The organism is Enterococcus ureilyticus (assembly GCF_001730315.1).
Taxonomy (GTDB): domain Bacteria; phylum Bacillota; class Bacilli; order Lactobacillales; family Enterococcaceae; genus Enterococcus_L; species Enterococcus_L ureilyticus.
Map to the genome: position 1 here is coordinate 1 of NZ_MIKC01000039.1, position 26,997 is coordinate 26,997.

General features: G+C 36.4%; 25 protein-coding genes and 1 riboswitch. Of the genes, 22 read left to right on the forward strand and 3 right to left on the reverse strand.

Features of this window, described 5'->3' with window-relative positions; translation table 11 throughout:
• The 6 genes from BCR24_RS12615 to BCR24_RS12640 all read left to right on the forward strand — a co-directional run.
• Positions 1–436: IS3 family transposase (locus BCR24_RS12615; RefSeq protein ID WP_141707059.1), on the forward strand; the 436-nt coding region annotated here is incomplete at its 5' end.
• A gap of 172 nt (positions 437–608) precedes the next feature.
• Positions 609–2,726, forward strand: a complete 2,118-nt coding sequence (locus BCR24_RS12620) for a penicillin-binding transpeptidase domain-containing protein (RefSeq protein ID WP_069640881.1) — start codon at positions 609–611, stop codon at positions 2,724–2,726.
• 126 nt (positions 2,727–2,852) lie between these two features.
• Positions 2,853–3,002 (forward strand): 50S ribosomal protein L33, encoded by a 150-nt coding sequence (rpmG, locus tag BCR24_RS12625; RefSeq protein WP_002296119.1) that lies wholly within the window; start codon positions 2,853–2,855, stop codon positions 3,000–3,002.
• Between the two features lie 248 nt (positions 3,003–3,250).
• A complete protein-coding gene (locus BCR24_RS12630; RefSeq protein WP_069640882.1) occupies positions 3,251–4,168 on the forward strand; it encodes a hypothetical protein in 918 nt (305 codons plus the stop codon).
• A gap of 95 nt (positions 4,169–4,263) precedes the next feature.
• Positions 4,264–5,025 carry an alpha/beta fold hydrolase gene (locus tag BCR24_RS12635; RefSeq protein ID WP_069640883.1) on the forward strand — a complete coding sequence of 254 codons (762 nt, stop codon included), beginning with the start codon at positions 4,264–4,266 and terminating at the stop codon, positions 5,023–5,025.
• Positions 5,026–5,374: 349 nt separating this feature from the next.
• Positions 5,375–5,767 (forward strand): DUF4809 family protein, encoded by a 393-nt coding sequence (locus tag BCR24_RS12640; RefSeq protein WP_069640884.1) that lies wholly within the window; start codon positions 5,375–5,377, stop codon positions 5,765–5,767.
• 164 nt (positions 5,768–5,931) lie between these two features.
• Here BCR24_RS12640 and BCR24_RS12645 read toward each other — a convergent pair whose 3' ends face one another.
• Complete coding sequence (locus tag BCR24_RS12645; RefSeq protein WP_069640885.1) at positions 5,932–6,429, reverse strand: DUF4303 domain-containing protein; 498 nt, start codon at positions 6,427–6,429, stop codon at positions 5,932–5,934.
• 251 nt (positions 6,430–6,680) lie between these two features.
• A riboswitch (M-box (ykoK) riboswitch) is annotated at positions 6,681–6,850 on the forward strand.
• Between the two features lie 150 nt (positions 6,851–7,000).
• On the opposite strand from BCR24_RS12645, the gene BCR24_RS12650 reads away from it, so the two are divergent.
• The 15 genes from BCR24_RS12650 (at position 7,001) to BCR24_RS12725 (ending at position 23,988) form a co-directional block, all read left to right on the forward strand.
• Complete coding sequence (locus BCR24_RS12650) at positions 7,001–7,915, forward strand: LCP family protein (RefSeq protein ID WP_069640886.1); 915 nt, start codon at positions 7,001–7,003, stop codon at positions 7,913–7,915.
• A 168-nt stretch (positions 7,916–8,083) separates the two neighbouring features.
• On the forward strand, positions 8,084–9,418 hold the full coding sequence (locus BCR24_RS12655; protein WP_069640887.1) for an FAD-dependent oxidoreductase: 1,335 nt from the start codon (positions 8,084–8,086) through the stop codon (positions 9,416–9,418).
• Complete coding sequence (locus BCR24_RS12660; RefSeq protein WP_069640888.1) at positions 9,408–10,880, forward strand: helix-turn-helix domain-containing protein; 1,473 nt, start codon at positions 9,408–9,410, stop codon at positions 10,878–10,880. Before BCR24_RS12655 ends, BCR24_RS12660 begins: the two co-directional genes overlap by 11 nt.
• A gap of 312 nt (positions 10,881–11,192) precedes the next feature.
• Complete coding sequence (glpK, locus tag BCR24_RS12670) at positions 11,193–12,701, forward strand: glycerol kinase GlpK (RefSeq protein ID WP_069640890.1); 1,509 nt, start codon at positions 11,193–11,195, stop codon at positions 12,699–12,701.
• Between the two features lie 17 nt (positions 12,702–12,718).
• Positions 12,719–14,554 (forward strand): type 1 glycerol-3-phosphate oxidase, encoded by a 1,836-nt coding sequence (gene glpO, locus BCR24_RS12675; RefSeq protein WP_069640891.1) that lies wholly within the window; start codon positions 12,719–12,721, stop codon positions 14,552–14,554.
• 1 nt (position 14,555) lies between these two features.
• Positions 14,556–15,275 (forward strand): MIP/aquaporin family protein, encoded by a 720-nt coding sequence (locus tag BCR24_RS12680; RefSeq protein WP_069640892.1) that lies wholly within the window; start codon positions 14,556–14,558, stop codon positions 15,273–15,275.
• A gap of 280 nt (positions 15,276–15,555) precedes the next feature.
• Complete coding sequence (locus BCR24_RS12685; RefSeq protein WP_069640893.1) at positions 15,556–17,289, forward strand: Na/Pi cotransporter family protein; 1,734 nt, start codon at positions 15,556–15,558, stop codon at positions 17,287–17,289.
• 290 nt (positions 17,290–17,579) lie between these two features.
• Positions 17,580–18,512, forward strand: a complete 933-nt coding sequence (locus BCR24_RS12690) for an alpha/beta fold hydrolase (protein ID WP_069640894.1) — start codon at positions 17,580–17,582, stop codon at positions 18,510–18,512.
• Between the two features lie 223 nt (positions 18,513–18,735).
• Positions 18,736–19,275, forward strand: a complete 540-nt coding sequence (locus tag BCR24_RS12695; RefSeq protein WP_069640895.1) for a 5-formyltetrahydrofolate cyclo-ligase — start codon at positions 18,736–18,738, stop codon at positions 19,273–19,275.
• Positions 19,276–19,284: 9 nt separating this feature from the next.
• On the forward strand, positions 19,285–19,995 hold the full coding sequence (locus BCR24_RS12700; RefSeq protein ID WP_069640896.1) for a rhomboid family intramembrane serine protease: 711 nt from the start codon (positions 19,285–19,287) through the stop codon (positions 19,993–19,995).
• Positions 19,996–20,012: 17 nt separating this feature from the next.
• Entirely contained in the window at positions 20,013–20,231 is a 219-nt protein-coding gene (locus BCR24_RS12705; protein ID WP_069640897.1) for a YqgQ family protein, read from the forward strand.
• Positions 20,232–21,203 carry an ROK family glucokinase gene (locus tag BCR24_RS12710; RefSeq protein WP_069640898.1) on the forward strand — a complete coding sequence of 324 codons (972 nt, stop codon included), beginning with the start codon at positions 20,232–20,234 and terminating at the stop codon, positions 21,201–21,203.
• Between the two features lie 15 nt (positions 21,204–21,218).
• The gene (locus BCR24_RS12715) at positions 21,219–21,617 is read left to right on the forward strand and encodes a rhodanese-like domain-containing protein (protein ID WP_069640899.1); all 399 of its coding nucleotides are present in this window, start codon (positions 21,219–21,221) and stop codon (positions 21,615–21,617) included.
• 137 nt (positions 21,618–21,754) lie between these two features.
• Positions 21,755–22,123: a DUF488 domain-containing protein gene (locus BCR24_RS12720; RefSeq protein WP_069640900.1), complete on the forward strand. Its 369-nt coding sequence runs from the start codon at positions 21,755–21,757 to the stop codon at positions 22,121–22,123.
• A gap of 26 nt (positions 22,124–22,149) precedes the next feature.
• Positions 22,150–23,988 (forward strand): FAD/NAD(P)-binding protein, encoded by a 1,839-nt coding sequence (locus BCR24_RS12725; protein ID WP_069640901.1) that lies wholly within the window; start codon positions 22,150–22,152, stop codon positions 23,986–23,988.
• Between the two features lie 552 nt (positions 23,989–24,540).
• Here the strand turns inward: BCR24_RS12725 and BCR24_RS16925 are convergent.
• Positions 24,541–24,702 carry a hypothetical protein gene (locus tag BCR24_RS16925; protein WP_157804670.1) on the reverse strand — a complete coding sequence of 54 codons (162 nt, stop codon included), beginning with the start codon at positions 24,700–24,702 and terminating at the stop codon, positions 24,541–24,543.
• A gap of 806 nt (positions 24,703–25,508) precedes the next feature.
• Positions 25,509–25,676 (reverse strand): DUF3042 family protein, encoded by a 168-nt coding sequence (locus BCR24_RS12730; protein WP_010760505.1) that lies wholly within the window; start codon positions 25,674–25,676, stop codon positions 25,509–25,511.
• A gap of 159 nt (positions 25,677–25,835) precedes the next feature.
• Between BCR24_RS12730 and BCR24_RS12735 the strand changes: the two genes are divergently transcribed.
• Positions 25,836–26,996 carry a galactokinase gene (locus tag BCR24_RS12735; protein ID WP_069640902.1) on the forward strand — a complete coding sequence of 387 codons (1,161 nt, stop codon included), beginning with the start codon at positions 25,836–25,838 and terminating at the stop codon, positions 26,994–26,996.
• Position 26,997: the final 1 nt, after the last annotated feature.

Consider the following 26,997-nt stretch of genomic DNA (forward strand, 5'->3'; position numbering starts at 1 on the left):
TCTCAGTCCTTTTCTTGATGGTTTTAATGGAGAAATCATTGCCTATCAATTTCAGCAAAAACCAACGTTGGATTGCGTATTGATTCCTTTAAAAACAACCATTAAAGAAAGTAAAAAGACCAACTTTCGAACAACAATCCATTCCGATCAAGGGTGGCATTACCAAAATCAACAGTATGTCAGACAATTGAAGCAAGCAAAGTTATACCAGAGTATGTCACGAAAAGGAAATTGTTTGGACAATGCATTAATGGAAAATTTCTTTGGTCTAATGAAACAAGAAATGTATTATGGTCGTAGTTTTTCTAGCTTTGAGGAATTAAAACGAGCAGTTACAAATTATATTGATTATTACAATCATCATCGGATAAAAGCAAAATTGACTGGTATGAGTCCGGTTCAATACCGAATTCATACCAGTCGAATGACAGGTTAATCTACGTACAACTTTTAGGGCGCACATCATAACTCGTAGAGTTATGTCCCAGACGTTTTTATTCAATAAAAGTTAAATATTTTCTTAGTAAGAGGATTCCCTCTATTTTTTTTTGTGTTTTTTCGTTACAATAGAGAAGCGAGAATTTTCTCATATGGAGGATTAACAATAAATGAAAAAAATGAGCTTTTTAGATAAATTAAAAAATAATAATGAAGAACCTATGACACAAAAAAGTAAAAAATCACATATCCCCTTTCGACTAAACCTACTGTTTTTTGTGATCTTTGGTTTGTTTGTGGCTTTGATCGTTCGCTTAGGATACTTACAAATTGCTGAAGGACAGCAATATGCACAAAAAGCAGAAGAAAATTCAACGTTAAAAATCAAAAGTACTGCTCCTAGAGGACAGATTTACGATGCAAAAGGGAACATATTGGTCGGCAATAAAGCCAACCTTGCGATTACCTATACTCGTGGGAAAAAGGTTCAACCCAAAGACCTCGTTCCTATTGCACTCAAAGTAAATGAGTTGATCCACGTACCAGCAGATGACTTGAGTGAACGCGATAAGAAGGATTTCTGGTTAGCAGATCCTGAAAATTTAAAAGCGGCGCAAAAGCGTTTGACTGATGCTGACAAGGTGGATGAAAAAGGCAATAAAATTACAGATGAAGCAACGTTGTATATTAAAACAGTTGAAAAAGTCACTCCTGAAGAAATCAATTTTGATGAGCAAACGTTACAAGCTGCGACCATTTTTAAACGCATGAATTCTGTGGGGGAATTAAACACAGCCTTTATCAAAAATGAAGGGGTCACTCAAGATGAGATCGCAATAATTGGCGAAAACTCCTCAGAAATAGCAGGTGTTTCAACTGGAGTGGATTGGGACCGGGAATACCCAAACGGCACCGATCTTACGAATTTAGTCGGAAAAGTATCTTCTCAAAAAGCTGGTTTACCAGCTGAAGAAGCTGATGAGTATATCGCAAAAGGTTATGAATTAAATGATCGGGTAGGGACTAGTTATTTAGAGAAACAATATGAAGACGTTCTTCAAGGTCAAAAAGCGATATCAGAAGTAACACTGGATAGTAATGGTAAAATCGTTACACAAACACCTGTATCAGAAGGTAAAAAAGGTGAAAATTTGAAATTAACGATCGATATGGCGTTTCAGGCTAAAATAGAAGAAGTAGTGCGGGAGCAATATCAACAACTATTAGCAACTGGAAATGCTGCTTATTCAGACGGTGCCTACGTTGTTGTTATGAACCCGAAAACTGGAGCTGTTATGGCGATGGTAGCATTAGATCGTGATGTGGCCACGAATGAAGTGACCTCTAATCCACTAGCCACAATCAACAAAGCTTTTGAGCCTGGATCTGTGGTAAAAGGTGCCACGATTTCAGCTGGTTATGAACAAGGTGTGATCAGTGGAAATGATGTACTGATCGATGAGCCATTACAAATTTATGGAAGTGAACAAAAGTCATCTGTATTTAACAAAACCCTAGGGAACCAAATACCACTTAATGCAGAACAAGCATTAGAATATTCATCGAACGCGTACATGATGAAATTAGTCTTGAAAATGATGAACACAGATTATCAATACAATATGGTTTTACCTTACAAAACAGGGGATCCAACATTATTTAATGTGTTGCGTAAGACATTTGGTGAATATGGAATGGGTGTTTCTACGGGCATCGATTTACCAGGGGAAGAGACTGGTTTATCTAATACAGCTTTTGATACTGACGCAGCACCTATGCCAGGACATTTACTCGATTTATCCTTTGGGCAATATGACACGTATACAGCAATGCAGTTGGCGCAATATGCTGCAACAGTCGCAAACGGTGGTACTCGGATTGCGCCACATGTCGTTGAAGGTATTTATGATAACAAGTCAGATGGAACACTCGGTGATTTAAAAGAAGAAATGAAACCAAAGGAATTAAATAAAGTTGATATTAGTGCAGAACAAATGAACATTATTCAAAAAGGTTTCTATGATGTAGTACACGGGACAGGTGTCTTTACGACAGGTCGGTATATGCAAGGAGCAGCCCTTGATATTGCTGCTAAAACTGGTACTGCTGAGACTAATGTGGGAGAACATGTTACAGTGAATAGTAACGTTGTCGCTTATGCCCCAGCAGATGATCCAGAGATTGCTGTGAGTGTCATTTTACCTCATTTAACTAGCGAAAGTACTAGACCAAACCAATCAATGGTCACAGCGATCGTCAATGCTTACGCTGAATATAAAGCACAATAAGATTTGTAAAGTAGTTTTCCTTTACAAATTTCGTCAAAAGGGTAGAAATTCGTAGATAAACATGATATGATATTTGAGGCTAAGAAATTCTTAGAAATACGAAATTAGATATAGGAGGGAAAACACATGCGCGTAAACATTACTTTAGAATGTACTTCTTGTAAAGAACGTAACTATCTTACAAGCAAAAATAAACGTAACAATCCTGATCGTTTGGAAAAACAAAAATATTGCCCACGTGAAAGAAAAGTTACTTTACACCGTGAAACTAAATAAGGTTTTTAACCTAAAAGCTTTGAATCCATATATAACAGGATTCAAAGCTTTTTTATTATTACTTTTACAGTAAAAAGGAAGAAAATATAAAAATAAACTTTTCTTTATGATAGAATTTATTTATACTGTTAATGATATGATTTGTTATTTAATGATTCCATCTCAAGAAATATTTAAGTTCTTGCTGATGTTTATGCAATGTCATTTATAGTGCAATGAGATCATGGTTTTGTTGGAGGAGTTTTTATATGAAAAAGAGTTTATTGGTCCTTGGTCTGCTATTTGTATTTCATCCTACTATTTGCTATGGAGAAGAAATTGGTGAGTTTACTCCTGAATTGAATTTTCAGGCTTCCTTTGATTTGACGAGTCGATATGCTCGAAAACAAATTCTAAATGGGGAGACAACAAGAATTAAGGCAAAGAAAGATGGCGTTTATTTGGAGTTTCCTTTTGAACATAGCCCGTATATGAGTTTTGCACGTTTTGTATTAAATGGGCCAGTTCATATTTATAGTGGTTTTATTGAAACTATTTTTTATCGAGAGAATATTAAAATCAGAGATATGTATTATGAGAATAACCCTGTTAAAACAGATAAAATTGGTCTTTACTCAACCGATCTCTGTTTTACTTCTGAAGAAGGCACGATTTATCATTATAAGAATGTGCCATACATTGTTTTCAGTGATAAACCTACTGTCTTTTTTTCAGAGATAAATTTTGCTAAAGAAAATTCTATAATATCTGGTGAAATCAAAATGCCAGCATCTAAAAATACCTATCAAATCGAACTTTTTTATACAGATAATGATGAATATCATTATCAAGAAACTTCTGCTGATAGAGAGGGCAATTTTATGTTCAAGTTAAATAGAGAAGCAATTGAAGGCAAACTGTATTTGCGGGCAAGTGATGGATTAGGTAATTATGCAGATGCATGTGATATTGAACGGCAAGGGCGTACGACCTATCAAGTTTTGCCAGAAAATTTAAAAGTGATTGAGGCGAGTTATAAGAAGATGAAAAAGGAGAAGTCTCTCTTAGCACTGGTTAAGATTATTTTCCTTAGATTTTTAGGAATATTTGTTACTATTTTAATATTATTACGCTTAAGAGTTATTTTAAAAAGGCATAGAAGAAAAAAATATAATAAAAACAGATGATATAATTTTTTCGAATAAACAAAAGGTGATGGTCTATTTTAGTTTGAGGTGTATACTTAGATAAATAAATGAGTACATTTTTAGGAGTGAGTAGGATGAAAATTAGTATTAGACATCGCTATATCAAAAAAATTCCATTACTGGAAGTTGTTTTAGAAGAGAAGAAAAGTGATGCTTTACCACTTGTCATTTATTATCACGGCTGGCAGTCAGCAAAAGAGTTATCTCTGACTCAAGCTAGGAAGTTGGCAAGAAAAGGAATCCGTGTGATTTTACCTGATGCAATGAATCATGGGGAACGAAAATCGGGCCCTATTTCATCGATTCCTTCAGTGACATTTTGGTCTAGTATTCAATACAATATTATTGAATTTGTTCAGTTAGTGCGTCATTTTGAGAAACAAAAGCTGATCGAAGATGGAAAAATTGGCGTAGGTGGTGTGTCAATGGGAGGGATCACAACCAGTGCTTTATTGACTCAGCATCCAGAAATCAGTGTTGCTGCTTGTATGATGGGGACACCAGCGCCTTTGCGTTATGTTGAACGGGTAATGGAGCGTTCAGTTGAAATGGATTTTTTTGTGCCGCAAGATTTACCCCTATTACTTAGTTGGGTAGTAAATTATGATCTTTCAAAAGCACCTGAAAAGCTGGCACAACGTCCTGTCCTATTTTGGCATGGAACGGATGACCCTAAAATTCCTTATGAAGATACAGCGGACTTTTATCAAATGATTGAAGCGGAACCTTATGCTGAAAATAGTCAGTTTATTGTAGGTGAAGGTGAGGGGCATTTGGTCAAGGGAGAAATGATGGATGTCGTAGCAGCATTTTTTGAAAGAGAATTAAAAAAGTAATAGGAAGACCTTGTGTTTTAGAAGTGCACACATCTTATTGAGAGAAGAAGATGTCGATTAAATTTCTAAGAAAATGTGCTCAAGTATGGCAGCTCCTATAAGTTACTTTTTTTTACGGTTTAATTGTATGTAGTAGATTACCTATATTTATACAAAAGAAATATAAAATAACTATAAATGATTTGATCGTTATAATGACCTGAATATATTGATTTTTGTGGGAATTTAACACTTTACCTTGTCGTATTAAATAGCAAAGTGGAAAAACTAAATTTGTTTTTCATGATGTCTTCATCTTTGATATAATAGTCAAAGAAGAAATAGAAGCTGTAGGAGAGGAGCAGTAAAAATGAAAAAAGCAACAATTACTAAAACAGTTGATTTATTAGACGGTGGTTGTAATGTTTGCGGGATAATTGAAAATGAAAACTATACATTAATAATAGATGAAAAGTCTATTCTGTTAGATGAGCTGACTGTCAATTCACTTGTTACTGCGATTGCTTTAAATAATGGTTATAAACGAGAATATGAGATAGACGTTCTCGATGATTATACGTTATATAAAAAAGAGGATTATCAAGTCAGAATGAAAGAGGAGTATGATTTTTTAACCTATGCAAACGAAACAATCAAAATTGAAACAAAAGATCAAATTTTAGATAAAAAGGAATTAATCACAAAGGTGAATGAAATAACGATTAGACTTTTTGGAATCGAAGAGTTAATGCTTTGTTTTTAGAAGTGGTTTAGTATAGGAAGAGCAAACATTGTTTAGATAAAGAGAGTTACAAATGTCGGCTTACGTTAAAGAGAGCGAGCAGAAACAAGAATTTTCTTATCCTTGAGCTAAAGTAGGCATTTTTGAAAAGAGCCCAAGAATAAAATCTGCTGCTCGCTTTTTGATCAATTTAATTGGAAATAGTCAGATGTTGTTAATTTTTCAAAGCGTTCTTGCGAGTCAGCTGCTTCTTCATCATGATCGCAAACTAATACTTTAAAATCAGCTGCTTTAGGAATACGTTCAAAGGTGTCGCTATCAACTAGCAAAATGAGTTGTTGACTAATCCATTCAAGAACCATTTCAATGGCTTGCGGATCTTCCACCCAATCATCGAATAGGTGAAGAGAAGCAAATTGTTGGTCTTCATCCCAATCCTTTGCATTATATTTCATCTCTTGTAATTGTTGGTCAGTGTATCCTTTAGTTGCATAATAGTCAGTTGTGTCTTGCCAAAGCTCAACAGTATTAAGGTATACGTTGATTTCGCCTTCTTCATGAATATTACAAACTAAGGCAAATGCATAGTAGGTTTCATCAGAATGATCGAGTAAAAAGTTATCGATACTATCTGTTAAAAAATTAAAAAAGAATGCTTGTTGTTTTTCTAAAAAATTTTCCATGGTATCCTCCAAGTATCTGTCTTTTAAACATTGAAACAGATAACGCAAAGAATGTCTATCTAAAATTTGAATTTAAAGAGAATAAACGAATTTTTAAGAAAGGGTAAAGATTACTCTTAAAAAAAATTTATTCTTCTACCCCCCAGCTACGTTGTAGCAATGATAACGGGGTAGCGGACTTATTATCCTAAAGGTTTCAGGTAGAATTTAATTTGACTTTGTGATTGGATACGCTTATAGTTTAAAATGAATTAAATACTTGTTAGGTGAGGCTCCTATATAAACACAGGCTACTGCTCAGAAATGTCGAAAGACTGGCACGGGTAGGACAAAATTCGTCGAATTAAGGCGTGTTTCAAAGTAGCTAAAAGCAATGCTTTTTACGTTATATAGTGCTAAAACTCCACGAAGAGATGATCTAGGTAATTTGTCGATACATGTTGTTTGTCATGTGTTTAAGAGACTGTAATCTAATCCCTTCGCTGAGTTTTCTTGGTGAAGTTTTTTTCTTTTAGTCAAGAAAATAGTTGAGCTAGCCCATCTAACGCTGAAGTCTAGAAAGGAATGTACAATGAAAAAATCTGTAAAAATAATGATCATTAGCTTGCTATCGGTTTTGCTAATCGTTGTGAGTGCAGGCTGTTATGCAGCAGTATCATTTCAAACAGCCAAAGAAGAGAGTGAAGCAAAACTACCTACTAAAAACCAAAATTTTACTGGTGACGAACAAACAAGTGATAAGGAATTAACCGTGATGATCGTTGGGAATGATTCTAGAGATGATGATGAAGATCAAGGTCGTTCGGATACCTTGATGGTCGCACATTATGATGGAAAAACGAAGCAACCCAAATTGATTTCAATCATGAGAGATAGCTATGTAACATTTCCCGATGGTGGACAAGACAAGATCAATGCAGCTTATGCATATGGCGGGGCTCAAATGACCAAGGATGTACTAAAAAATAATTTTGATTTACCAATCAATTATTATGTGGTCATGGATTTTAAAGAGTTCAGTGATATTATTGATGAGCTTTATCCTAAGGGTGTCACGATCGAAGCTGAAAAAGATATCAATTTAGATGGTGTGGATATTTTTAAAGGTGAGCAAACATTACATGGTAATAGTTTATTGCAGTATGCGCGTTTTAGGATGGATGAAGAAGGCGATTTCGGCCGTATCAGACGTCAGCAGCAAGTGATGGATGCGCTAGTTGAACAATCAAAGGATTTGATTCCGATTTGGGAATTGCCTCAAGTAGCAGGGAAAATGGTTGGGAAAATCGATACGAATGTACCGACCAGCCTTTTGATCGATTTAGCAAAAGATTTTTTAACTGGCAAGGTCAAACCTTTAAAATCATTATCCGTTCCAGTCGAAGGATCATGGCAATTTAACGATTATACAGATTCTGGCAGCGTGATCGAGTTAGATGAACAGCAAAATGCTGAAGCGATCAAAGCGTTTATGAAAGACAATTAACACATAGCTGGAAAATTAAAATGACCTGTTGACTCTGGAGTAGAATAGAGCAAACAGGTCATTTTTTATTAAAAAATCAACTCAAATCAGCGTATGTCTATACGTTTAGGTCAAGCGTATGCTATCCTTTAAGAAAACGTTCTACTTATACAGAAAGAAGGTCTTATTGTGAAAATCGTCATCATTGGGGCTTCTTTTGCAGGAGTGTCGGCTGCTGTGGCAATCAGAAAAAAACACCCTGCAGCTGAAATTCATTTAATTGAAAAGCAAGCAACGATTGGCTATCTACCTGGCGGCATCAATCTTTATTTTAATGAAACGATCGATCCTATTGAAAAAGCGCAATTTATTTCGGAGCAACAACTAGAAGAATGGGGCATTTCTTTACTACTAAGTGCAAAAGTAATTAGCATAGATTCAAAACAACATATTGTTAAATACATGGAAAAAGATAAAGAATGTGTGATGTCGTTCGATAAATTAATTTTAGCAACAGGTTCTAGTCAATGGGCTCAGAATATTCCGGGAAGTGATTCGGAGAAAGTGCTAAAATATAAATTTTTGTCTGGTGTGTTAAAGGCGATTGAGCAATTACAAAACAGTGATAAAGTAGCCGTAATCGGTGGGGGACAAATTGGCGGAGAAGCGGCAGATACGCTTTTAAAGATGGGTAAAGCAGTTCATCTTTTTGAGCGTATGGATTACTTATTGTTTAAATATTTTGATGAAGAAATGATTAGACCGGTCCAAGAAGAAATGACCAACCGCGGTGTCGTGTTTCATTTCGATGAAACTATTGCAAAGATAACAGATGGAGATGAGGGGCTTATGATCGAAACCAAAAAATCCCAGTTGTTATGTGATAGTGCAATTTTTGCCATGAATGTGCGCCCAGACTTAGCTTATTTGGATGGTCAGATTAAAATGCATACGGATCAGACAGTTTTTGTGGATGAGTACTTACAAACTTCTCATGTGGATATTTTTGCAATAGGCGACTGCATTCAGGTACCTTATAGTCTGTCAGATGAGTCCTTTTATATCCCCTTAGTCAACAATGCAGTTAGGACAGGATTAGTCGTGGCTGAAAATCTAATGCAACCTACAAGACCATTTGTTGGTTCGATTCGAACGATTGGAACAAAACTTGTTGATTATTACATAGCAAGTACTGGACTGACGGAAGCAGAAGGTTCTTTTCATGATCAGCCTATTTCTACAGCACATGTACAGCAAAAAGGTTCGTTATTTTTGGGAAGTGAAACGATTTACGGAAAAATTATTTTTGAAAAGGAAAGTCACAAGGTTTTAGGGGCACAGCTGGTTTCAAAAGCCGATATATTAGAGAAAATCAATACGTTAGCAATGAGTATTCAAATGGAGCAAACACTTGAGGAACTTTATCAGAAAGATTTTTTATATCATCCTTATTATTCAAATGTTCTCGATATCACGAATCAGTTAGGCTTAGAAGGTTTGTGGAGTGAAGCGGATGAAAATTGAAGAATTATTAGATAAAAAAGAAGCAAGAGAAGTTGAGATTTTAAAAAAGGTGATTTTAGCAGGCGGACGAATCACTGATATTGAATTGTTGGATCATTTAGGTGTTTCAAAGGCTTCTTTTGAAAGTGATTTAAAAGAACTAGCCTATCATTTAAAACCATATGAAAATAAATGCTCGCTATTTTATGATGGACAATGGGTGGTCGTTCAGATGTCAGACCAGTTTTCTATAAGTCAAGTCTTGGACGATTATCTTCGTGCCTCAATCAAATTTGAACTGATCGATTATTTATTCCATTATCGTGAATTTACAATCGCTCAGTTGACCACGAAGTTTATGACCAGTGAGTCTTCATTATTTCGAAAAATTAAAGAGCTAAACCAACTATTAAAGGAGTTTGGTCTTAAAATCCGCAATGGTCAGTTAAAAGGGGAAGAACTACAAATACGTTATTTTTACTTTCAAGTCTATTGGTTTTTAACGCCATATGAAGTTCATCAAGAAAAAACACTGACGGTTCAAAATGCTAGAATTATCGAATCTTTAGAAAAAGCGTTGAATCTTTCATTTGAAGAGCATAGTCGCTTAAAAATCAGTTTATGGCTGACAATCAGTAAAAAACGAATCGTAGTGCAACACAAAATATTTAAAGAATTGTCTAGTAAAAGTCAGTTATATGAACAGGACCCCTTTTTTAAAATAGTTCGTTCTTTTGTTTTACGCTTTTTTAGTCGCTATCCATTAGAAATCGATGAAGAAGAGGGCTTACTTCATTTTGTTTTTTTAACAAGCATGTCAGTGTTGACAGAGACGGATTTTGCTGACTATAGTTTGATTCGAGGGCGACGGACACCAACATCTTTGGCGGATACGTTTGTGTTGGAACATGTGATTTTATATTATCGTCCACAAAAATTTTTTCCAGCATTAGAGAAAAAGATTTTTTATTATTTTTCTCAAATTCATAGTCGTTTGTACTTTTTTAAGGGTGAATTGGAACTGTTTGATCGAGAAAATATTTGGCAAAAAGAACAAAACTTTTCTAGTTATCAATTAGCAGACTTCTCACATGTACTTTTGGAGAAAAGTTTGGAATATTTTGATGAAAGTTATGAAGAGGGCAATAGTTTACATGAATGGTCATTAGTAACATATTTAAGCGTTTTAGCAATCATTGATTTTGAGATTGTTGGTGAAACATGGATCGGTATTGACTTGAAAATGGATCATTTGTATAAAGAAGTGCTGACACAAGTATTAGTTTTGAGTTTGAAAAATTTGAATGGGTTAACAATAGAGACATATGATTCAAAAAAAAAGTATGATTTGATTATTACAAATGTTAGTAAGCCGAATGCTTATCGTTCTGTAAAAGAGGTTTATGTGTTGTCCGAATTAGGTTCGACCTATGATATCAATCAAATTAGAATGAAAATTCGAGCGTTGCGTCATAAAAAATAAATTCGTTTAAAAGGACCAAAAACAAAATGCTGGTTGATTTTGTTCTTGGTTCTTTGTTGCTAAAAGAGCGATCCACGGAAAAACTTTCAATTATTTTGGAAATAAAAAAAAAAATGACGTTTTTAAGAAAGCATTTGCGATATGATGAATACATAGGATATAAAGCGTTTACAAAAAAGCTGACTTTACGAGCTAACCTCTCGGAAAAAAGATAAAAATGGAGTGAGGCAAAGAACACCTCAATCAATTTTTCCTATTTTTCAGTCGAGGTAAGACGAGCTCGTTCAGCTTTAAAATTAGGAGGAATCATCAATGACAGAGCAAAAGTACATCATGGCGATCGACCAAGGGACAACGAGTTCAAGAGCAATTATTTTTGACAAAAAAGGGAATAATATTGGTAGTTCACAAAAAGAGTTTACACAAATTTTTCCTAAGGCTGGTTGGGTAGAGCATAATGCAAATGAAATTTGGAATTCTGTTCAGTCTGTTATCGCGGGCGCATTGATTGAATCAGGAGTTAAACCTTCTGATATTGCAGGTATTGGTATTACGAACCAACGTGAAACGACCGTCGTTTGGGATAAGCAAACAGGTTTGCCGATCTATAATGCGATTGTATGGCAATCTCGACAATCCTCACCAATCGCTGATCAATTAAAAGAAGATGGACATGCGGACATGATTCATGAAAGAACTGGTTTGATTATTGATGCTTATTTTTCAGCAACAAAGATTCGCTGGATTTTAGATAATGTTGAAGGAGCCCAAGCACGAGCTGAAAAAGGTGAACTGTTATTTGGAACCATTGATTCTTGGTTAGTGTGGAAGCTGACAGGTGGGGAAACGCACGTAACAGATTATTCTAATGCGAGTCGAACGATGCTATTTAATATCCATGATTTAGATTGGGATCAAGAGATTTTAGATATTTTAAACATTCCTCGTGTAATGTTACCAAAAGCCACATCAAATTCTGAAGTTTATGGACTGACAAAAAATTATCATTTTTATGGAAGCGAAATTCCCATCTCAGGTATGGCAGGTGACCAACAAGCAGCATTGTTTGGACAAATGGCTTTTGAACCTGGAATGGTCAAAAATACGTATGGCACAGGTTCATTTATTGTGATGAATACAGGAGAAAAACCACAGCTTTCTGATAACAATTTATTAACCACAGTAGGCTATGGTATCAATGGAAAAGTCTATTATGCTTTGGAAGGAAGTATTTTCGTAGCTGGTTCAGCGATTCAATGGCTGCGTGATGGTTTGAAGATGATTCAAACGGCTGCAGAATCAGAAGCTGTAGCAAATGAATCACATAATAAAAATGAAGTTTATGTCGTACCAGCATTTACAGGTTTGGGGGCACCTTATTGGGACTCAGATGCAAGAGGTGCTGTGTTCGGTTTAACTCGTGGAACAACCAGAGAAGATTTTGTAAAAGCAACACTGCAATCGGTCGCTTATCAAGTGCGGGATATCATTGATACGATGCAAAAAGATACAGGTATCGCTATTCCCATCTTAAAAGTAGATGGAGGCGCCGCTAATAATGATTTATTGATGCAATTCCAAGCAGATATTTTAAATACGTCTGTTCAAAAAGCCCAAAATTTGGAAACAACAGCCTTAGGCGCAGCCTTTTTAGCAGGTTTAGCGGTTGGCTTTTGGAAAGATCTTGATGAATTAAAAGCGTTCTACGAAGATGGCCAAGTGTTTGAAGCGAAAATGTCTGATGAAGAACGTGATGATTTATACGAAGGCTGGCAACAAGCTGTCGCTGCCACACAAATGTTCAAACATAAATCAAAATAAAGGAAGAAGTGAGTGGTATGTCATTTTCAATTAAAAACAGACAAGCATCCATTGAAAAGATGAAGTCTGAAGAATTAGATTTATTGATCATTGGCGGTGGTATTACAGGTGCGGGTGTTGCCTTACAAGCTAGTGCTGCTGGCATGAAAACAGGGTTGATCGAAATGCAGGACTTTGCGGAAGGAACCTCTTCACGCTCGACGAAATTAGTCCATGGCGGGATTCGTTATTTGAAAAATTTTGATGTAGAAGTTGTTGCAGATACAGTTCAAGAGCGGTCAGTTGTTCAAGCCATTGCACCTCATATTCCAAAGCCTGATCCAATGCTATTACCAATTTATGATGAGCCAAAAGCAACATTCAATATGTTTTCGGTCAAAGTGGCAATGGATCTTTATGACCGCCTAGCAAATGTTATCGGCACTAAATATGAGAATTATACACTGACCAAAGAGGAAGTATTAGAAAGAGAACCTCAGTTGAAAAGTGAAGGTTTACAAGGTGGCGGCGTCTATCTAGATTTTAGAAATAATGATGCTCGTCTTGTCATCGAAAATATCAAGCGTGCTGCAACAGATGGTGGATTAATGGTCAGTAAAGTTAAAGCGGTAGGCTTTATTCAAAATGCTCAAGGCAAAATCATCGGTGTAAAAGCAGAAGATTTACTGACTGGTGAACAATTTGACATCAAAGCGAAAGTTGTTATCAATACGACAGGGCCTTGGTCCGATAAAGTTCGTGGTTTGGATGCGAAAGAGAAGCTAGTGCCGCAACTGCGTCCGACAAAAGGGGTCCATCTTGTGGTAGATAGTAGCAAATTGTATGTCCCACAACCAACTTATTTTGATACAGGTAAACACGATGGGCGGATGGTCTTCGTTGTTCCTAGAGAAAAGAAAACCTATTTTGGCACGACGGATACAGATTATACTGGAGATTATGAACATCCTACTGTTACCCAAGAAGATGTCGATTATTTGTTAGAAATCGTCAATAGTCATTATCCTAAAGCAAACGTGACGATCGATGACATCGAAGCAAGCTGGGCGGGACTTAGACCGTTGATTTCAGAAAATGGCGGCTCAGATTACAACGGCGGTAATAATGGCAAAGTCTCCGATGAAAGTTTCAATCAAGTAATTGATATCGTTGATAAGTATAAACATCAGCAAGCAACCCGTTTTGATGTGGAAAATGTTTTGAATCACTTAGAAGATTCACTGGCTGAAAGTAAAGAAAATCCTTCTGCAGTTTCTCGTGGTAGTTTGTTAGAACGCTCAGATGATGGTTTGTTGACCTTATCTGGTGGTAAAATTACCGATTACCGTAAGATGGCTGAGGGTGCTTTGAAAGAAATTCAACGTATTTTGAAAGAAGAATTTGATTGTGTATTTGAGTTGATCGATTCTAAAACATATCCTGTTTCTGGAGGAAATCTTGATGCAGCAAACGTGGAGACAGAATTAAATAATCTTGCCACAATTGGTTTGGAAAAAGGGTTGAGCCAAGATGCAGCAGAATATTTGGTTCATCTCTATGGTTCAAACGTGACTGAACTTTTTGAAAAAATCAAAGTAACTGAACCAGTAGCCGGTTTAAGTTTAGCTGAAACGTTAGCCTTACACTATGCTTTAGATAATGAGATGGTGCTGACACCAGCCGATTATCTTGTGCGTAGAACGAATCACTTGCTCTTTATGAGGGATACGCTCGATGAAGTCAAACAAGGCGTGATTTTAGAAATGAGTCATTATTATGAGTGGTCTAAAGAACAAAAAGAACACTATACACGTGAGTTAAATCAATTGATAGCAGAATCTGACTTGAGTACTTTGAAAGAAGGGGCGAAGTAACATGGATACTTCCAATATGACACAGATTTTCAGTGAATTTTTAGGGACAATGATTTTGATTCTTTTAGGTGATGGTGTTTGTGCGGCTGTTAATTTAAAGAAAAGTAAAGCTGAAGCTTCTGGCTGGATCGTGATTGCTTTTGGTTGGGCGATGGCTGTGACGATTGCTGTTTATGTTGCAGGGTACATGGGACCAGCGCACTTGAATCCAGCAGTGACGGTTGCAATGGCGATGACGGGTAGTTTTGACTGGAGTTTGGTTGTACCGTTTATCATTGCACAAGTATTAGGTGCGCTATTAGGTGCAGTTTTAGTGTGGTTAGCTTACTTACCTCACTGGCAGGTCACAAAAGATCAAGGTGCAATATTGGGAACATTTGCCACAGGTCCAGCTATTCGAAATTATCCAGCGAATATGATTACTGAAGTGATTGGTACCTTTGTTTTAGTTTTAGGATTGCTGTCATTTTCACAACATAGTTTTACAGATGGGTTAAATCCATTGGTTGTGGGAGCGTTGATTTTATCAATTGGTTTGTCTTTAGGCGGCCCAACAGGATATGCGATCAATCCAGCGCGTGATTTCGGCCCTCGTTTAGCACATCAGTTATTGCCGATTTCGACTAAAGGTGATTCTGATTGGGGCTATTCCTGGGTTCCTATTGTTGGACCAGTTGTGGGAGCAGTTGTGGCTTCTGGCGTCTATATGATGATGGTTTGATTGTTTTCATATAAAATAACCTGACTAGTTGTTATTTTTACTTCAAGATTTAGGGAGATTTTAAGAGACTGGGTGTGACTCATAGAGTTGCGTCTTAGTCTCTTTATTTTGTTTTATACTACTATTAAGTTAGCTTCTGATTAATTTTTATGTGAAAGAATTCAATATTCCATTTACAAAAGGCTTGATTTTTTGTACCCTTAAAAAGAAGTTGCTTTTTCTGATAGCTAAAGAGTACATGACTAGTCTATGATACTTCTAATATAAAGGAGGAACAAATGTGTCCTATCAAGAAATATTATTTCCTTTTCTCGGTGGATTAGGGATTTTTCTATTTGGTATGAAGTATATGGGGGATGGCCTGCAGAAGTCTGCGGGAGATTCGCTGCGGGAAATTTTAAATACGTTTACATCAACGCCGTTACGTTCAGTCTTAGCAGGATTGATCGTCACCGCTATTATTCAAAGTAGTTCAGGTACTACAGTACTTACGGTTGGTTTAGTTAGTGTTGGATTCATGACTTTACGCCAGGCAATTGGTGTCATTATGGGAGCTAATGTGGGAACCACAGTCACCGCATTTATCATTGGATTTAATTTAAGCTCTTATTCTTTACCGATTATTGGTGTGGGCTCGATCTTGCTTTTCTTTTCGAGAAGAGAGCGAGTCAATAATATTGGACAGATTTTATTTGGTTTCGGTTGTCTATTTTATGGACTGAAATTAATGGGTGAAGGCATGGCTCCCCTAAGCCAGTTACCGCAATTCGCAGATTTAATGGTGGATGTTTCTCATCATCCAGTTTTAGGAGTAGGAATCGGTACGCTCCTTACGATGGTGTTACAAAGTTCCAGTGCCACGATTGGTATTTTACAACAATTGTATAGTCAAGGAAGTATGGCAATTGAATCGGTTTTACCGATTCTGTTTGGCGATAATATTGGTACAACGATCACCGCTGTGATTGCTGCATTCGGCGTTAGTGTAGCTGCCAAGCGAACGGCAGCATCTCATGTTGTATTTAACCTAGTTGGTGCGATTATTTTCACAATACTATTAACTCCGTTTACAGCAGTGGTGGTTCGTATTTCTACTGTGCTAAATTTGAAACCAGCAATGCAGATTGCTGTAGCCCATGGATTGTTTAATGTATCTAATTTACTGATTCAATTTTGGTTTATCGATAAAATCGAGCTGCTTGTGCGCAAAATTATTCCTGGAAAAGACAAAAGCATTGATTTTAAGCCATCCAATTTGAATGAATCGATTATTCAAAACTCAGCTACTTTAGCTTTAAATCAGGCAAAAATAGAATTGCTGCAAATGGGTGAGTACGTCTTAGGTGCTTTTGAAGCAACGAAGGCTTATTATGAAAATCAAAATAGTATCGATATGGAAAATGCAAGTCAGTATGAAACGGCGATCAATGATACTGACAATCGTTTGACTGAATATTTAGTTCAGCTTTCAGCAACCGAATTAACCATTTCTGAAAGCCATGAGCAGACAATGATGTTAGAATTGACCAAAGACCTAGAACGAATCGGCGATCACTGCCGCAATATCATTCAAAATCTTAATGAAGCGATTCAACTTGAAAAGAAACAACAAGCAAAAGAGAAAAAAGCCGGTAAGGTTTCTGACCGTGACACCTTGATTTTATATGATGAAGATGTGGTAGATTTGTTTGAAAAAGTTCTGAAAAATATTCGAGATTCCTTGATTGTTTTTGAACAGGATGATAAAGAGATGGCTGAGCATATGCTGAGTCGAGAAGCACAAATTGATCAAATGGTTAAAATGCTCCGCAAAAAATATATTTCGATCATGAATAGTGGAAAAGGGCGTGCAGCAGATGGGGTCTTGTTTATTGATACTGCCTCCAATTTAGAACGTATGAGCGATCGAACGATTCATATTGCTAAATATGTTTTAGGTGAACGTTATGGAACAGAAGAAATCTCGGTGGATCAATCGGTCAATCCCTTGATTACTTTCCAGTCACAAAAATAAAAGAATCCTTTATGTCTTGTCTAGAAAGTCATAAAGGATTTTTTCGCTTGATCTATTTGTGAAATTGCTGGTGATTGAATGCTGTCAAGTATCAAAACTGTTTTTTTAGAATGCTTGATTTAGTTACACTAATGATCCAACCAATGTCAGAGTATCCGATTCGTTGTATTTTCATGTTTATTCTTTTCAAGTTAGCTTTAAAAGAATAATACTTAAAAAAGCCCATTTGACTATTTCATTTATTAAGAATACTTTATAATAGAAGGTATCAATTGAGAAGAGGGAAAAATATGGAACATAATACTTTTTTGTCATCAGATCAACAAACAACCAGTCATTTTATCTGTTGGAAACCTAAACAAAAAGCAATCGGAACGATTCAGATCATCCATGGAATGGCGGAATATATCGAACGCTATCATGATTTTGCTCTGTTTTTAAATAACTTAGGTTTTATAGTGGTCGGACATGATCACTTGGGACATGGTGCATCTGTTTCCGAGATAGAACCGAAACACGGTTATTTTGGCAAGGATGATCCTGTGACATTCATTTTAGAGGATATCGATCAAATCAAAGAATGGATCGAAACGAGCTATCCTGATTTGCCGCATTTTATGTTAGGACATAGCATGGGTTCTTTTGCATTACGCAATTATTTACAATTGTACAAAGCAGCTATTCAAGGAGCTATTTTTATGGGAACAGGTCAAAAAGCGTCTATGTTGCCATTAGCTCTTTCTTTAACAAAAGGTTTAAATAAAACCGCACCTGAAAAACAAAACAAATGGTTGGATAGAATGGCTTTTGGTAATTTTAGCAAACAATTTCCTGAAGCAAGTAGCTTCAACTGGCTAAGTAAAAATCAGGAAAATGTGAAACGCTATGAAGAGGACCCGTTAACGGGCTTTACATTTACAAACAATGGTTTTTATACTTTATTCCGTTTGGTTGATGGCGCAAATCGCAGCGGTTGGGCGAATAATATTGAACAAGAATTACCAATCTTAGTTATTAGCGGAGAACAAGATCCTGTAGGAGATTTTGGCAAGGGACCTAGACGGATCGCTAAAGAATTGAATGAGGCTGGAATAAAGGATGTTTCACTTGCTTTGTTCACCGATTTGCGTCATGAAATTTTATTGGAAGAGGAAAAGTTGGAGGTCTATAAAGCAATTACTAACTGGCTGCAAAAAAGACTACAATTCAAAGGAAAAGACTAGAAATCCGTTTGCTATTTTAGCAGTTTTTCTATAAACTACAGAGTAAGGTTAAAAAGATATAGGAGTTAAAATTAAAGCCAATTTATTGTGGGGATTTTTCAATCTAGCTTCTCGGGCGATTCTCTTAGAAAAACGCAAGATGGAAGGATATTGAACTCAGTTTTCCTTATTTTTCTGGTCGGAATCAATCCCAGCAAATATCTAAACTTAGGAGGGGTTTGTTGTGGAGAAGACACATTTAAGAAAATTAGGGTTAGCAAATTTGAAATGGCTCCATAAACAGTCTGAAGTAAAAGCAAAAAAGGAACAGGACATCAGTCAAGCGTTATTCAACGATTTTTATTGGAAGAAAGCCCAAACGATTGCTGTCACGAAACCATTAGATTTTGAATTTGATACTCATATTTTACTTGATCAAGGGTGGCAGGAAGGCAAACAAATAGTGATGCCGATCGCAGGGGCTAAACGTCAGTTAACGTTTCATTCAATAACCCCAGAAACTATTTTTAAAAAATCGCTATTTGGTGTTGAAGAGCCAGTAGCTGCGCCGGAAGTATCAGCTGAGGTAATTGATTTAGTTGTCGTGCCGGGAATTGTATTTACCCTTGAAGGTTTTCGAATTGGTTTTGGTGGTGGCTATTATGATCGCTTTTTAGAACAGTATCAGGGGGAAACGTGTAGTTTGGTATTTAGTGAACAGATCCAAGAAAACTGGCAGGTAGAGCCTTTCGATCTACCTGTGAAACGATTATTTATCAGCTAGGAGGAACACATGAATTATCAAACGCAAATGAAGATCAAAAGAATATTGAAGCAACCGTTGGTCACGTATATTTTATTAGGGATCACAACGATTGTTTTTTTAGGAACTGAAGTTTCCGGAGGTTCAACAGTCGGACAAGTATTAGTTGATTGGGGGGCGATGTCACGTCCACATATCTTTTATGGTCATCAATATTGGCGCTTTTTCACGCCTATGTTTCTTCATATTGGCTGGCTGCATTTTGTTGTAAATATGGTGACGTTGTATTATGTTGGGTCACAAGTTGAGAGTATTTATGGTCATTGGCGTTATCTTGCAATTTATTTATTGAGTGGTGTGGCTGGAAATATTGTAAGCTTTACTTTTGGTACGCAAACAAGTATCTCAGCTGGAGCAAGTACATCTTTATTTGGATTGTTTGGTGCTTTTATTATTCTTGGACGTCATTTCCGAACGAATCCGGCTATCTCATTCATGGTTCAACGTTATGCAACGTTCATTGGAATCAACTTGATTTTTAATTTATTCAGTAGTTCTGTTGATATCATGGGGCACATCGGTGGTTTGATTGGCGGACTTTTAGCAGCATCTGCTCTAGCGGTTCCTGAGCGCTCGGAAGAGTTTAATATCCACGAACGAATCATAGCTGGAATTCTATTCGTATTTTTGTTAGGTGTTTTCTTAGTCTTGGGTTTTAAAAATTACAGTTTACTTGTATAATAAGGAAGTGCATTCAAATGGAAACGTTATATGATGTACAACAGTTATTTAAACAATTTGGCATTTACATTTATGTAGGTGCCAGAATTTATGATATCGAGTTGATGATGATTGAATTGAAAAACATTTATGAAGGTCACTTGATTGATAGAGACACTTATCTACACGCAAGAAGTATCTTGCAAAGAGAACACCGGATTGAAGAAAGCAGGACGACTGAGAAAGGAATCGAGTAAATGGATAAGAAATTGATCGGGATTGATTTAGGCGGAACAACGATCAAATTTGCGATTTTGACAACTGATGGAGATGTTCAGCAAAAATGGAGTATCGAAACTAATAGTCTAGATGAAGGCCGTCATATTGTGCCAGATATCATCGAATCAATCAATCACCGAATTTCTCTTTATGAGATGAAACAGGAAGATTTTATCGGAATCGGGATGGGCACCCCAGGCAGTGTAGACATAAAAAAAGGTACCGTAGTCGGTGCTTACAATCTTAACTGGACAAAAAAGCAAAATGTAAAAATACAAATCGAAGAGGCAACAGGAATTCCTTTTGTTTTAGATAATGATGCCAATGTAGCCGCTTTAGGTGAACGCTGGAAAGGTGCTGGAGAGAACAATCCTGATGTTGTTTTCATCACACTTGGAACAGGTGTTGGTGGCGGTATTATTGCTGAGGGCAATTTATTACATGGCGTTAACGGTTGTGCTGGCGAGATTGGTCACGTAACAGTTGATCCTGGTGGTTTTGAATGTACTTGCGGTAAACGTGGCTGCTTAGAAACTGTTTCTAGTGCAACGGGTGTTGTTCGGGTTGCACGTCATATGTCTGAAGAATATGCTGGAGATTCTCAGCTTAAACAAGCAATCGACGATGGGCAAGATGTGTCTAGCAAGGATGTTTTTGACTATGCGCAGGCAGAGGATGCATTTGCTTTGATGGTGGTTGATCGTGTCTGCTATTTCTTAGGTCTCGCTGTTGGGAATGTAAGCAACACTTTGAACCCTTCAAGCGTAGTAATCGGTGGCGGAGTATCTGCGGCTGGTGAATTTTTACGCAGCCGTGTTCAAAACTATTTTGAAGAATTTACTTTCCCAGAAGTTCGTAATAGTACCCAGGTCAAATTGGCTCAATTAGGAAATGAAGCTGGCGTTATTGGTGCTGCTTCACTAGCTTTACAATTCATGGAGAAAGTGTAAGAGAGGGATTTTGGAATGAACGTTTTATGGATTATCAACGGAATACTATTAGCAATATTATTAGCAATGGGGATCAATGAGCTATATCTTCGTATTATGGCAAAACGCTCAGCTAAAACCATTACAGAAGAAGAATTTAAAGAGGGGATGAGAAAAGCGCAAATCATTGATGTTCGTGAAAAAGACTCGTTCGATGCAGGCCATATCCTTGGTGCGCGCAGCATGCCTTACACAACGATCAAAACAACATTGAATTCACTTCGTAAAGATCAACCTGTTTATATTTATGATCAAAAAAAATCATTAAGTATTCGTACGGCAAATCAATTGCGTAAAAATGGCTATAAAGATCTTTATATTTTAAAGGGCGGCTATGAAGGCTGGACTGGTAAAACGAAAAAGAAAAATGCTTAACCAATAAAACACAGAGAGACAAACCTTGGTTCGAAAGCCGAACAATGCTTGTCTTTCTGTGTTTTTTTATCTATAGGATAATCATAAGTCGTTTCTTTTTTGATTAATTACGTTAAAATAAAGATGAGGTGATCAGAATGATTCAAATTAAACGAGCTTATGAGCAAATAGCACCTACAGATGGGTATCGAGTTTTAGTCGATCGTTTATGGCCTAGAGGCATGTCTAAAGAAAAAGAACATTTAGATTTATGGTTAAAAGAAATAGCGCCAAGTAATGAATTGCGTAAATGGTTTAATCATGAGGCTGATAAATTTCCTGTATTTAAGAAGAAATATCTAACTGAATTGCAATCTGATGAGACACAATCTGCACTTCAAGAACTTCTGGATATTACGAGAAAGTATCCTGTGATTACGCTAGTTTATAGTGCCAAAGATGAAAAATTTAATAATGCAGTAATCTTAAAAGAGCTGCTAGAAACAATACAGTCAGAAACTACATAATGATACAGGTTTGAAAGGAGGAAAAAATGAAAATTGCGATTGTTGGCGGTGGGCCTAGAGGCCTTTCAGTGTTAGAGCGAATAGTTGAATGGTCAAGAGGAGAGCAAGTAATACAGATTACAATGTTCGATCCGTATGGTCCAGGAGGCAAAATCTGGCGAGAAGATCAATCCTTATCTTTATTGATGAATTCGATTGCTGCTCATGTGACCTTATTTACAGATGAAACACTGAGTACAAAAGGACCTATAGCGAAAGGACCAAATCTTTATGAATGGGTACAAAGTGACGCTATTCCATTTATCAAAAATCATAATATTAAAAATAAATCAGCATTGCTAGAAGAGTGTGAGACCTTAGGACCGAATGATCATTGTACAAGGGTCCTTTATGGGGTATATCAAAAATGGTTTTATGAATATGTGCAGACTCGAATGACAGAACAAACATCTGTGAAATTCTTTAAAGATACTGTGCGAGCTGTAAAAATGCAAGATAATCAATTTTTAGTCTATACAAAATCAGTAGAGACTACAGTAGAGACCGTTATTCTAGCGTTAGGTCATCAAGAAAACGAATTAGTCGGAAATGAAAAAGAGCTAGCAACATATGCGAGTGAACATCGCTTGTTTTATGCCTCACCTAAAAATGCGGCTGATGCTTATCTTGAAGCAATAACGGAGAATACCTCAGTATTACTTAGGGGGTTAGGCTTGGTCTTTTTTGATTATCTTACACTATTAACAAGTGATCGCGGGGGCATATTTGAAGAGTTGGATGGAAAATTGATTTATCGACCTTCAGGGAAGGAGCCTCGAATTATTGCGGGTTCTGGCAGAGGTATTCCTTATCATGCTAGGGGGCGTAATCAAAAAGGCTATGGACAAAAATACCAACCCCGTTTTTTAAAAGAAAAGAGTCTCAATAAGATTAAACGTAAAGGCCATTTTTCTGCTGAACAATTTTTTGAACTTATGAAAAAAGAAGTTGAGTTTGCCTATTATTCCACCTTGATCGAGACTTCTTATCCTAACATAAATCAGCAACGATTTAATGAAGCATTTATTCGAACAAAAGGTGAGCAATCAGTTTTAGGAAGATATGGAATTAAGTCTAAAGATTTTTGGAACTGGTCGATGATTCAACAACCTGTACAACAAGTAGAAGATCATACAGATTTTCAGAAGCTTATCGTTGATTATTTACATCGTGATTTTTTGGAGGCACAGAAAGGAACGCTATTTGGACCTTTTGCAGCGGCTTTGGATAGTTTGAAGGATTTGCGTGATGAAGTTCGTTTTATGTTGGATCAAGAGTTGTTTTCAGATGAAGAGACCAAAAAATGGTTATGGGATTGGTTCACACCACTAAATTCATTTTTGTCGATCGGTCCCCCAGTTGAAAGAATTGAGGAGCTTCAAGCCTTGATCAACGCAGGAATTGTCACATTGATTGGACCAAAAATGAAGATAGAAACTGAGGCAGGCAGATTTGTTGGCTACTCTGATAGACGCCCATTGAAAAAGTACAAAACACATTTTTTAATTGAAGCTAGACTACCAAAAACGGCGAATCAATTTAGCTTAAATCCTTTAGTACAGCAGCTTTTAAGCGATGAAATAGCGTGTCTGCATCAATTGAAACTAGCTTCAGGCAAAGAACATCAAACTGGTGCACTTTTAGTTGATCGAAAAACCAATCAAATACAGACAAAAACCGGTTCGATAATTGCTAAGTTATTTTGTTATGGTATTCCAACAGAGGGAATTCATTGGTTGACAGCAGCAACAGCTAGGCCGGGAACGGATGCTTGGAATTTGCGGGAGGCAGATGTAATTGCTAGTAAAATTTTTGAAGAAGAATAAGATAAAAACTGTTCGAAAGGTATACGACTTTTAGGGTATCAAATAAGCGATTTTTTTCAATTTCTAGAAATTTCGTATACATTAAGGCTAGTTAATTGGAAAAAGGAGTGTTTCTTATGACAGACTCAGAAGATTAAACGATAAAAACACCAGGTTGTCTAGAATTATTATTTTTTTTACTTTCCAATAATTTCTTTGGAATTTTTAGTTTCAGTAACAGCACTTTTGGGTGTTGTGTCAGAAGTCGAACTTTGTTGCTCTGACAAAGTAGATTGTGAGGTTAAGGGGTTATTTGCGCTATTTTCTGTTGATTTGGAAACTGGAGCATTTTGCTCAGGTGTCTCTTTCGTTGTTTCTACGTTTTTTTCAGAACTAGTTTGTAATGTTTTTGGCTTGGAGACTTTTTGCTCAGTTGTTTCAATAGTTGTATCAGTAGATGTGGACGTTTCATTTGTCTCTTCAGAAGACGAAAGCTCTTTATCTGGACTTTGTGATCTGGCAACGCCTAAAATATCCGCTTCTAAGCCAGCTCCAATAACTGTATCACTTTTTTTAGGCTATGATGTCCCCATTTTCGTATATAATAAAGTTTTGTCCATCGAGATGGATGGTCGTTTTGTCTGCTCCTTGTGCAAAGGTTTGTTTTGCCTGTGTAAGAAAAAGAGCAGAAGCAAATAATACTGCTATGATAACGAATTGGGTCGTGTTTTTCATGTGTCTACTCCTTGTGATTTTCATTTTGTAGTTTAAGAAATGTAGTGTAACTATAAACTTCTATTTTGAAAAAAACATGGATGGTCCAGTATTTGCTACCTAAAACTATTTATTGAGAAAAAGAAAGCGATTGCTAATTGGAATCAGATCAATAGTTGTTCGTTTTTAGTTATTCACCCCAGATAAACACTTTGTTTCGCATAAACTAACTCTTCGGAAAAAAGATAACCTGACTATGGAACAAGAAGCAGTCCATAGTCAGGTTATCTTTTTTCAAGAAAGCTAAACATTTTGTTTCGCTTTTCGTTGATCTAGCTACACACGTTAGATTTTTCGACGATAACGAGAATTAATTCACAGGGAAAACCCCCCTGCTAAAATTATTTCTCTTATATCGCTCAAAATCTGAGCAAACGTGTTTCACTTTTCGTTGATCTAGCTACACACGTTAGATTTTTCGACGATAACGAGAATTAATTCACAGGGAAAAATTTCCCTGCTAAAATTATTTCTCTTATATCGCTCAAAATCTGAGCAAACGTGTTTCGCTTTTCGTTGATCTAGCTACACACGTTAGATTTTTCGACGATAACGAGAATTAATTCACAGGGAAAACCTCCCTGCTAAAATTATTTCTCTTATATCGCTCAAAATCTGAGCAAACGTATTTCGCTTTTCGTTGATCTAGCTACACACGTTAGATTTTTCGACGATAACGAGAATTAATTCACAGGGAAAAATCTCCCTGCTAAAATTATTTCTCTTATATCGCTCAAAATCTGAGCAAACGTGTTTCGCTTTTCTTATTATCGAGAGATACGTTTACGCATGGCTTTTTTACGGTTTTCCTCGATCATATCTTCTTTTTCTTCGATTGGATCAAGAACCGTTTTTTTGATGGTAGCTGCAAAGCCAACGACTGCAGCGCATGTTACGGCTGTTCCTACAAGCATACCTGAAATAAATTTTTTCATATACATTCTCCTCTCTGTTATTTATACACTTCTATTATGAACTAAAGTAAGAAAAAAATCCAATAGAGTGAAATTTGTAATCGTTTTACAAAAAAACTTGTAAAAATTTAGTAAATGTTTTACAATATATTTACTAAAATGAATGAAGAGGTGACAAGGATGGAAAATGAATTAGAAGAACTATTTCATACACTTTTTGGAGTAGAGTCAAAAGATGTTTATTTTGCTCCTGGAAGAATCAATTTAATTGGAGAACATACCGATTATAATGGTGGCTATGTTTTTCCAGCAGCGATTACGATTGGAACATATGGTGTTGCTAGAAAACGTGAGGATCAAATGATTCGATTGTATTCAAAAAATTTTGCTGAATTAGGAATTATCGAACTTTCATTATCTAATCTAGCTTATAAAGATGAGGATGATTGGACAAATTACCCGAAAGGAATGATTCACTTTCTAATAGAGCAAGGGCATGTTATTGATCAGGGAATGGATATTCTTTTTTATGGCACAATTCCAAATGGAGCAGGACTTTCGTCATCAGCTTCAATCGAATTACTGACAGGTGTTATTCTAAATGATTTGTTTGATTTAAACGTTACAATGCTAGATTTAGTGATTATTGGGAAGCGCGTTGAAAATGATTTTATTGGCGTAAACTCAGGAATTATGGATCAATTTGCAATTGGTATGGGACAGCTAGATCATGCTATTTTATTAGATACAAATACCTTGGATTATGAAATGGTACCTGCAGAATTTGGAGAGTATGTAATTGCGATCATGAATACCAACAAACGTAGGGAATTAGCTGATTCGAAATACAATGAGCGTCGAGCTGAATGTGAAATGGCCTTGAGCCGTTTACAAACAGTACGATCAATTGAGTCATTGGGTGAATTAACTGAAGAATATTTTGAACAAAATAAAAATGTTATTGTAGATGAACGGTTGATTAGGAGAGCGAAACATGCAGTTACAGAAAACCAGCGGACGATCAAAGCAAAAAAAGCGCTAGTCAACAATGATTTAAGAAAGTTTGGGCAATTATTAAACGCGTCACATGCCTCTTTAAGAGATGATTATGAAGTGACAGGGATTGAACTAGATACATTAGTAGAAGCTGCTCAGAAGCAAACTGGCGTATTAGGTGCAAGAATGACTGGCGCTGGATTTGGTGGATGTGCAATTGCTTTGGTCAAAGAATCCGAATTCAATCGATTTACTAAACGGGTTGGAAAAGCTTATCAAGAAAAAATCGGGTATCCTGCAGATTTTTATATTGCTAACGTTGATGATGGCGCTAGAAAGTTGTAGA

What these genes read in the sequence shown, in the direction of transcription:
- BCR24_RS12620 (WP_069640881.1), top strand. Translation starts at nt 609, where the DNA reads ATGAAAAAAATGAGCTTTTTAGATAAATTAAAAAATAATAATGAAGAA.
- rpmG (WP_002296119.1), top strand. Translation starts at nt 2,853, where the DNA reads ATGCGCGTAAACATTACTTTAGAATGTACTTCTTGTAAAGAACGTAAC.
- BCR24_RS12630 (WP_069640882.1), top strand. Translation starts at nt 3,251, where the DNA reads ATGAAAAAGAGTTTATTGGTCCTTGGTCTGCTATTTGTATTTCATCCT.
- BCR24_RS12635 (WP_069640883.1), top strand. Translation starts at nt 4,264, where the DNA reads ATGAAAATTAGTATTAGACATCGCTATATCAAAAAAATTCCATTACTG.
- BCR24_RS12640 (WP_069640884.1), top strand. Translation starts at nt 5,375, where the DNA reads ATGAAAAAAGCAACAATTACTAAAACAGTTGATTTATTAGACGGTGGT.
- BCR24_RS12645 (WP_069640885.1), bottom strand. Translation starts at nt 6,429, where the DNA reads ATGGAAAATTTTTTAGAAAAACAACAAGCATTCTTTTTTAATTTTTTA.
- BCR24_RS12650 (WP_069640886.1), top strand. Translation starts at nt 7,001, where the DNA reads ATGAAAAAATCTGTAAAAATAATGATCATTAGCTTGCTATCGGTTTTG.
- BCR24_RS12660 (WP_069640888.1), top strand. Translation starts at nt 9,408, where the DNA reads ATGAAAATTGAAGAATTATTAGATAAAAAAGAAGCAAGAGAAGTTGAG.
- glpK (WP_069640890.1), top strand. Translation starts at nt 11,193, where the DNA reads ATGACAGAGCAAAAGTACATCATGGCGATCGACCAAGGGACAACGAGT.
- glpO (WP_069640891.1), top strand. Translation starts at nt 12,719, where the DNA reads ATGTCATTTTCAATTAAAAACAGACAAGCATCCATTGAAAAGATGAAG.
- BCR24_RS12680 (WP_069640892.1), top strand. Translation starts at nt 14,556, where the DNA reads ATGGATACTTCCAATATGACACAGATTTTCAGTGAATTTTTAGGGACA.
- BCR24_RS12690 (WP_069640894.1), top strand. Translation starts at nt 17,580, where the DNA reads ATGGAACATAATACTTTTTTGTCATCAGATCAACAAACAACCAGTCAT.
- BCR24_RS12700 (WP_069640896.1), top strand. Translation starts at nt 19,285, where the DNA reads ATGAATTATCAAACGCAAATGAAGATCAAAAGAATATTGAAGCAACCG.
- BCR24_RS12705 (WP_069640897.1), top strand. Translation starts at nt 20,013, where the DNA reads ATGGAAACGTTATATGATGTACAACAGTTATTTAAACAATTTGGCATT.
- BCR24_RS12710 (WP_069640898.1), top strand. Translation starts at nt 20,232, where the DNA reads ATGGATAAGAAATTGATCGGGATTGATTTAGGCGGAACAACGATCAAA.
- BCR24_RS12715 (WP_069640899.1), top strand. Translation starts at nt 21,219, where the DNA reads ATGAACGTTTTATGGATTATCAACGGAATACTATTAGCAATATTATTA.
- BCR24_RS12720 (WP_069640900.1), top strand. Translation starts at nt 21,755, where the DNA reads ATGATTCAAATTAAACGAGCTTATGAGCAAATAGCACCTACAGATGGG.
- BCR24_RS12725 (WP_069640901.1), top strand. Translation starts at nt 22,150, where the DNA reads ATGAAAATTGCGATTGTTGGCGGTGGGCCTAGAGGCCTTTCAGTGTTA.
- BCR24_RS16925 (WP_157804670.1), bottom strand. Translation starts at nt 24,702, where the DNA reads ATGAAAAACACGACCCAATTCGTTATCATAGCAGTATTATTTGCTTCT.
- BCR24_RS12730 (WP_010760505.1), bottom strand. Translation starts at nt 25,676, where the DNA reads ATGAAAAAATTTATTTCAGGTATGCTTGTAGGAACAGCCGTAACATGC.
- BCR24_RS12735 (WP_069640902.1), top strand. Translation starts at nt 25,836, where the DNA reads ATGGAAAATGAATTAGAAGAACTATTTCATACACTTTTTGGAGTAGAG.